At 61.7% G+C, this 6,862-nt stretch carries 6 protein-coding genes; all 6 read left to right on the forward strand.

The genetic code is table 11. From position 1 onward, the window contains the following. The first annotated feature begins 543 nt into the window (after positions 1-543). Entirely contained in the window at positions 544-1,284 is a 741-nt protein-coding gene (locus WS45_RS31795; RefSeq protein ID WP_082722099.1) for a phytanoyl-CoA dioxygenase family protein, read from the forward strand. Next, positions 1,281-2,861, forward strand: coding sequence for a B12-binding domain-containing radical SAM protein (locus WS45_RS31800; RefSeq protein WP_059533139.1), 1,581 nt, complete (start codon positions 1,281-1,283; stop codon positions 2,859-2,861). Before WS45_RS31795 ends, WS45_RS31800 begins: the two co-directional genes overlap by 4 nt. Then, positions 2,827-4,236 carry a phosphoenolpyruvate mutase gene (aepX, locus tag WS45_RS31805; RefSeq protein WP_082722100.1) on the forward strand — a complete coding sequence of 470 codons (1,410 nt, stop codon included), beginning with the start codon at positions 2,827-2,829 and terminating at the stop codon, positions 4,234-4,236. The genes WS45_RS31800 and aepX overlap by 35 nt, the downstream gene beginning before the upstream one ends. A 14-nt stretch (positions 4,237-4,250) precedes the next feature. Next, positions 4,251-5,357 (forward strand): phosphonoacetaldehyde reductase, encoded by a 1,107-nt coding sequence (locus tag WS45_RS31810; RefSeq protein WP_059533137.1) that lies wholly within the window; start codon positions 4,251-4,253, stop codon positions 5,355-5,357. Between the two features lie 107 nt (positions 5,358-5,464). Then, entirely contained in the window at positions 5,465-5,770 is a 306-nt protein-coding gene (locus tag WS45_RS31815; protein ID WP_059533135.1) for a hypothetical protein, read from the forward strand. A 50-nt stretch (positions 5,771-5,820) separates the two neighbouring features. After that, positions 5,821-6,543 carry a CDP-alcohol phosphatidyltransferase family protein gene (locus WS45_RS31820; protein WP_059533133.1) on the forward strand — a complete coding sequence of 241 codons (723 nt, stop codon included), beginning with the start codon at positions 5,821-5,823 and terminating at the stop codon, positions 6,541-6,543. Positions 6,544-6,862: the final 319 nt, after the last annotated feature.

The raw sequence follows: 6,862 nt of genomic DNA on the forward strand, positions 1-6,862 counted from the left end.
TGCGACTGGGGGCGGGAATCATGCCGGGCCTGGCTGGCCAAAGCCCCAATTATCGGGGCGTAAAGATAGTAACGGGGGCGCGTTTCCGCAAGGAGACGGGGCTATCCAATTTTGCGACCCTGAACCGCCTTTCGCATTGGCGCTAGTGCAACGGCTGCTTTCACGATGAAACCGCCATCCGCACCATCAAGCTGGTGCGGCGAGTCGTAGGTGCTTTGGGGCCATTCGCTTTTAGTAAAACAGCCCCTTAAAATCTCCCGAATCACGGGTTGACAATACTTTTTGTCTACCTAATATGAATCGAGCGCGGCACGTTCGTTATCGTTGGGTCGATAAAGAACCAGATTGTCGATTGACCATCTGAGTCGTGTGAACCGAGGATTTCGATCGGTGATACGGAGAAGATTTCGCATTGCTTGGGATGCGCCTCCGATGTGCATGTCGAGTGAAGCGACAGGATGTACCTTGAAAGGACGGGGGCGTTTGGGTCGTTCGCAAACGCATAGTCAACGAAGCGGGGTCTACTGATGTCGGCGAAGAAAAATGAATACGCCTGGTCAGCCGTGGACGTTGGTGAAACACATTCTCGCGGACGATCGAGAGCTCGGCGCCGCGCGCGCTTATTGCCAGTCTCTGCTCGATGCACCCACACATCGCCTGCCGCTGATCGCGTATCGGGAGGATAGTGCGCAAGGCCGGCGTCTCGTGCGTATCGAACGCTTTGCCGAAGACTTCGCTGAGCGGACCGGGATCGACCTGCATGCGCGCTGCAATGCGCTCGCGCGAGCGCTGTTCGAGCGTCCCTGCCTGCTGTTCAAGGACAAGATCAATTTTCGCTACCCGGCCTCGCCAGGCTTCAGGGCGCATCAGGATGCCGCCGCGGGCTGGAACCGCTATGCGTCGCATTACGCGACCGTTGCCGTGCTGATCGAGGCGTCCCAACCTGACAGCGGCGGCTTTGAATTCGCGACCGGGGCATCGCCTGGATTTCTTTATCCGAATCTGAACGGTCAACTCGACGACGCACTCTTCGCGTCGCTGTGCCCGCAACCACTCGATGTCGAAGCAGGTGACGGACTGCTATTTGACGGTTATGCACCGCATCGGACATATGCAAACAGAACGGGACGTGTTGTTCCACATCTTTTTCTCACGTTCAATTGCGCCGACGAGGGTGATTTTCGCGACCGCTATTACGCGGAGAAGATCGCGGGCATGACATCGCACGGTGACGGCTACGCGTTCCGACTGTTCGATTTCGGTCCCGAAGGAGCCATGCGATGACACGCTTCGTCGGCAATATCAGGGTCGAGTTTCTTGACCCCGCGCAGCGCTCGGACGTCGTCTACCGGGGCCTCGAAACCGCGCTGTCGGCGAAGGATTCCCGACGTTTTCAGCGTGTGATGCTGGTGTCCCCCGGGGCGATCCTGTACCGCGGCGACCTGCCTCGCTGCACCTATCCATTGGGACTGGGCTATCTCGGCGCGATGCTCGAGCGCAATGGCTATGACGTACGGCTGCTCGACTGTCTGGTTGAGGGCTACGACCAGGTCGAACCCGTCGACAACGCAGGCGAGTTCGTTCGCTACGGTCTCGGTGCCCAGTCGATCCGCGACGCGCTGCGCCGGTGGGAGCCTGAGGTGATCGGCGTGTCCAGCATTTTCTCGAACCAGTCCGACATCATCGAGGAAATCTTCCGGATCGCGCGCGATACGGTTCCCGACGCGCTTCTGATCACGGGGGGCGCCCACGCACGATATTTTCCGGAGCAGTATCTCGAGTCGCTTGACGCCGACGCGGTTTTCCTCGGCGAATCGGAAAACACGATCGTGGAATTCCTCGACTGGGCGAACGGCGCCCGACCACTCGAGAGCCTGCAAGGCATCGTCGTGCGGCAGCGCAGCGTCAACCGGATCTTCTCGAACAAGTCGATGCCGCTCATCAAGGTTGCGCGAACGTGTTCGACCGACCCGATCGCCGACCTCGACGTCATTCCCTATCCGGCCTGGCACCTCTACAACATGGAGCGTTACTTCGAAATCGGCGCCTATCAATCGCCCTATACGGTCGGATCGCGTGTGGCTCAGCTCTACACGAGTCGAGGATGTACCGCGAAATGCTCGTTCTGCACGACGACCAACTTCTGGGGCGGCAAGCTGCGCCGTCGCAGCCCGGACAACGTAGTAAATGAAATCCGTTCGCTCGTTGAGCACTACGGAATCGACGAGTATCACATACAGGACGACAACATCACGAACGACAAAGAGCATGCGCGCACGTTGTTTCGTGCGCTGGCCGACGTCAAGCTTCCGTGGTGCACACCGCAAGGAACCGCGCTTTGGCGCATGGACGAAGGCTTGCTCGATCTGATGCGCGACGCGGGGTGTTACCAAATCACGTTCGCGATCGAAAGCGGCGTGCAGCGCGTGCTGACTGAGCTGATCCGCAAGCCGCTCGATCTCGCGCGCACGCGTCATCTCGTGAGATACGCGCGGGATATCGGGCTCGACGTACATGGCTTCTTCATCATCGGCATGCCGCCGATGTTTGGCTGCGATGGCGAAACGATCGACGAAATGCGCGAAACCTATCGCTTCGCATGCGACGCGGGCTTCACCAGCGCATCGTTTTTCACGGCAACGCCGATCGTCGGTTCGGAACTGTTGACGGAATGCTTGCGCCAAGGATTCGTCGCCCCGGACACACCGCTTTATAAAATGTCGTACAAGCAGGGGTTGATCGAAGTTCCCGGCCTCTGGGCCGGCACTGAGATCGCCGCACTCGCACACGAATTCAACATGTCGTTCAACAGAGGGAGTGTCAAGCATGGACGCCGATTCTGGAGCGAGCAGCAATACTGAATGTGATGGCGAAGGTACGCGGACGCGGCCGGTCGTCTACGTCGCGATGTGCGCGGACGTGTTCCATGATGGTCACGTGAACGTGCTGCATCATGCGTCGACCTACGGCGACGTGATCGTTGGATTGATGACCGACGAGGCGATCGCGAGCTACAAGCGGATGCCGCTCTTCTCGTTCGAGCAGCGGCGTGCGGTCGTCGCGAACAGTGTCTGGGTCAAGGATGTCGTGCCGCAGACGACACTCGACTTCCGCCACAATCTACGCAAGCTTCGGCCCGAATTCGTTGTGCATGGCGATGACTGGCGCGAAGGCGCACAGCGCGATACGCGTGCACAAGTTGTCGAGGTGTTGCGCGAATGGAATGGCACACTGATCGAAATACCCTATACGCACGGCGTATCGTCGACCTATGCCCAGCAGCGCATCCGCCGAAACGGTATCGCACCGAGCGAGCGGCAGGCGCGTTTGCGCCACGCACTGCGCGTACGCCCGCTGATTCGCGTGCTCGAGGCGCATAGCCCGCTCACTGCACTGATTGTCGAGCGCGCGCAGGTTCGGGACGGTGGAGGCGTTCGCGAATTCGACGCGATCTGGTCGAGCAGCCTGACGGACTCGACAGTGCGCGGCAAGCCGGACATCGAGGTCGTGGATCTGTCGATGCGGCTGCAAACGATCAACGAGATGTTTGACGTGACGATGAAGCCACTCGTTTACGATGCGGACAGCGGCGGTCTGCCCGAGCATTTCGTGTTCACGGTGCGTGCGCTTGAGCGTGTCGGCGTGTCGGCCGTCGTGATCGAAGACAAGGTTGGCCTCAAGCGCAATTCCTTGTCGTCCGGCGTATCCGCCCAGAGCCAGATCGCCATCGGGGAATTTTGCGAGAAGATTGCCGCCGGCAAGGATGCGCAGGTTGACGACGCGTTCATGATCGTGGCACGGATCGAAAGCTTCATCCTGGGCGCGGGGCTTGATGATGCACTTCAACGCGCGCTTGCGTATGCTCAGGCGGGCGCCGACGCGGTATTGATCCACAGCCGCAATCACCAACCCGTCGAGGTACTGGACTTCTGTCGTGCGTTTCGGCTCGTCGACGCGCGGACGCCGATCTTTGCGATCCCGTCAACCTATGACATCGTCAGCGAGCACGATCTCGAGGTCGCCGGCGTAAACGGCGTCATTTACGCCAATCACCTGCTGCGCGCTGCGTATCCGGCAATGACGGCTGCCGCCGAGTCCATATTGCGTCATGGACGCGCGCACGAATGCGCGCGTACGGGCGCGAGTCTGCATGACATTTTGTCCGTGGTGGCCGGCAATACGGCCGATGCCGGCGTGCGGGCCGATGCGGTGCCAAGGACCGGCGAAATCGTGTAAAGAGGTGGACCGACATGTCCGTACACCTGTCGCTCGTATTTCCCGGCGCCGCCGCGCACGTTCCGCAGCTCGCTCGCGAACTTGTCGCACGGCGGATCGCGGTGCTTCGCGGCCCTCGCTCGTTCGAACTGAGCGATGCGCAGGCATTGCTGCATCTCGGGGCCATGACGTGCGATCGCGTCGACTACATCGTCGCCGACGCTTCCCCCACGCTGGAATCGATCGAGATGGCCGGCGCGTTCTTTGCGGGGAGCGGCGCGGACACGATTCTTGCGATAGGCGGCGGGGCTGTCATTGATACGGCGAAAGGTGTCAGGCGGATCGCCGCATGTCCGCACTTGTGCGCCGCCGATGCGCTGCGTATGCGCGGCGGGTCTACCCGACGGCTTCCTGCTTGCATCGCGGTGCCAACCACGGCTGGCACCGGAAGTGAAGTCACACCGTTCGCGACATTCTATGTCGGGGGCGTCAAGCATTCGGTCGACCATCCGGACGCCATGCCGGACCGCGCCGTAGTCGATGCGCGATTGACGGGCAGCCTCGACGCGCGCCAGACGGCCTGCTCCGGTGTCGACGCAATCTGTCACGGTATCGAGTCGATGTGGTCACGCGCGGCGACGACGGAAAGCATCACGTATGCGAGCGACGCGCTGACGCTCTGCGGCAGATATCTCGGCGACGCGATTCGCGAGGGTGACGCCAACGCACGTGCCGCCGTCATGTACGCTGCGCATCTGTCCGGCCGCGCGATCGCGATCACCCGCACGACCGCGGCGCATGCGCTGTCTTACGCGCTGACGGCGCGGTTCGGTATCCCGCATGGTCATGCGGTCGGTCTGTTCATGGGACCGGTGCTCGCCGAACACGCACGCGAGGTTCATCGCGGCAAGGGCATAGCCGAATATCAGGAGACGATCCTGGCACGCCTCGCGTTGCCGAATGCGCGCACGCCACGGCAGCGATGGGAGGCGCAATTGCGTGAATGGGGGCTGCCGGCAACGCTCGCGGAGGTCGGCGTCCCACGCTCGGCCTACGCGGAGCTCATTGCGGAGGTGAATCTCGAACGGCTCGCCAATCATCCGGTACGCCTCGATCTGCAGCATTTGCTCGATGCGTTGTAAATACGGGCCGGTGATCGATTCCGATCCAGACGATCGGCCCGCAACGCGGCATTTGCCCCCGCCGCGTTGATCAGCGGACCATTTCACGGGGGCATGGAGAGCAAGTGATGAGCAAGCAACCCGAAGTGGTACATGCGAATTTCGATTTGTTCCAGAAGGAGGCGTCGACCCTGATCGGGTCGTTCTCGGAGGCGATCTCGCGCGTCGGCAGGGGGGCCGCGCCCAATCAGGCAGTGCTCAAGCAGGTGCTCGAGGCCTCGCTCGCGAACACACTGGCGTCGCTCGCGGCGTCATTGGCGACGTCGATCTCCCACGTGTCGCGTGCCGATTCGTTCGCGAACAATGTAGGTCGTTTGCGGGAGCGTGTGCAGTCGCAAAGCAATTTGTTGATCAAGGCAAGCGAGATCAAGTGAAAGACGCGGCCTGGTTGAACCCGGGCCGCACTTGTGAGAGCACGCTCATCATGACCTCCGATTCGGGCGCGTTTCAGGCATTCTTGCGTCAGCAGATCGAACGGGAGCAAGCGCCCGTCTACAAGCCGATTCGCCGGCTGTCGACGCGCCTGTCGTGGCGTCTCGCGAAAGCGAACGTCCACCCCAACCTGCTGACGTTTCTCGGTGCGCTCGCGGCGCTCGCCGCCGCGACCCTGATGTCGTACGGTCAGCATGGCGCGATGCTGGCGGCAGCGGTGCTTATCGCGGTCGCGTATCTGTTCGACTGCATGGACGGTGAAGTTGCGCGAGCCGGCAGCCGCGCGTCCGCGCTCGGCGGGCAGCTCGATCAGCTTTCGAATTGGGTGACGCTCGTCGCACTGCAGATCGGGCTGGCACTCGGTGCCTCCGTGCAGTCCGGCAACCCGTCGATGGCGACATGGGGAATGTTTGCCGTGGCCGGCTGGTGCACGTTTTATTACCTCTACCTGCAACTCGCGAGCTGGGTGCCAGCCGACGGCCGATTTGCGCTGCTGCGCAAGTTGTCGCGCATTCTCTTCGCGACGATGCCGCTCGACGAGAATCTCGTGCTGCTTGCGGCGATCACGGGCCACGCGAAAATCGGCATCGTGGTATCGGCGATGCTGTCGCTGACGCTGTCGGCGGTAGTTTGCGCGACCTTCATTGCAGGCATGATCGCATCGACGCGCGAGACGCCCCAGGCGGATGCAGCATCAGCGGCTCCCCCCTCCTGACGTGGCAATCCGGGCGGCAGAAGGGATTTCCGGGAGCGGCATCGACGTGGCAGGTTCAACGGACATGACTACCCGCATCTTGTGCCTGCTACCCGTTCGCAACGGCGCGGAGCACCTGCAGGCCTACTTAGATAACGTTAGACTCTTCGCATCCGGCATCGTCGCGCTGAACGATGGAAGTACGGACCAGGCGCTCGACCTGCTGAGCAGGGAGGCACTTCCAGACGCATCGCCCCGGATGTGCGCCGGTCGCGCGCCCGCCGTTTCCTCGCTATCGACAGCGTGAGCGAGGCTCGCAACCGATCCGCGGCGCGCAAAG

This window comes from Burkholderia sp. RF2-non_BP3 (assembly GCF_001522185.1).
Lineage (GTDB): Bacteria > Pseudomonadota > Gammaproteobacteria > Burkholderiales > Burkholderiaceae > Burkholderia > Burkholderia diffusa.

Bases quoted from the DNA above. Each gene is read 5' to 3' on its own strand.
- WS45_RS31810 (WP_059533137.1), top strand. From the start codon at position 4,251: ATGTCCGTACACCTGTCGCTCGTATTTCCCGGCGCCGCCGCGCACGTT.
- WS45_RS31795 (WP_082722099.1), top strand. From the start codon at position 544: ATGAATACGCCTGGTCAGCCGTGGACGTTGGTGAAACACATTCTCGCG.
- WS45_RS31800 (WP_059533139.1), top strand. From the start codon at position 1,281: ATGACACGCTTCGTCGGCAATATCAGGGTCGAGTTTCTTGACCCCGCG.
- aepX (WP_082722100.1), top strand. From the start codon at position 2,827: ATGGACGCCGATTCTGGAGCGAGCAGCAATACTGAATGTGATGGCGAA.
- WS45_RS31815 (WP_059533135.1), top strand. From the start codon at position 5,465: ATGAGCAAGCAACCCGAAGTGGTACATGCGAATTTCGATTTGTTCCAG.
- WS45_RS31820 (WP_059533133.1), top strand. From the start codon at position 5,821: ATGACCTCCGATTCGGGCGCGTTTCAGGCATTCTTGCGTCAGCAGATC.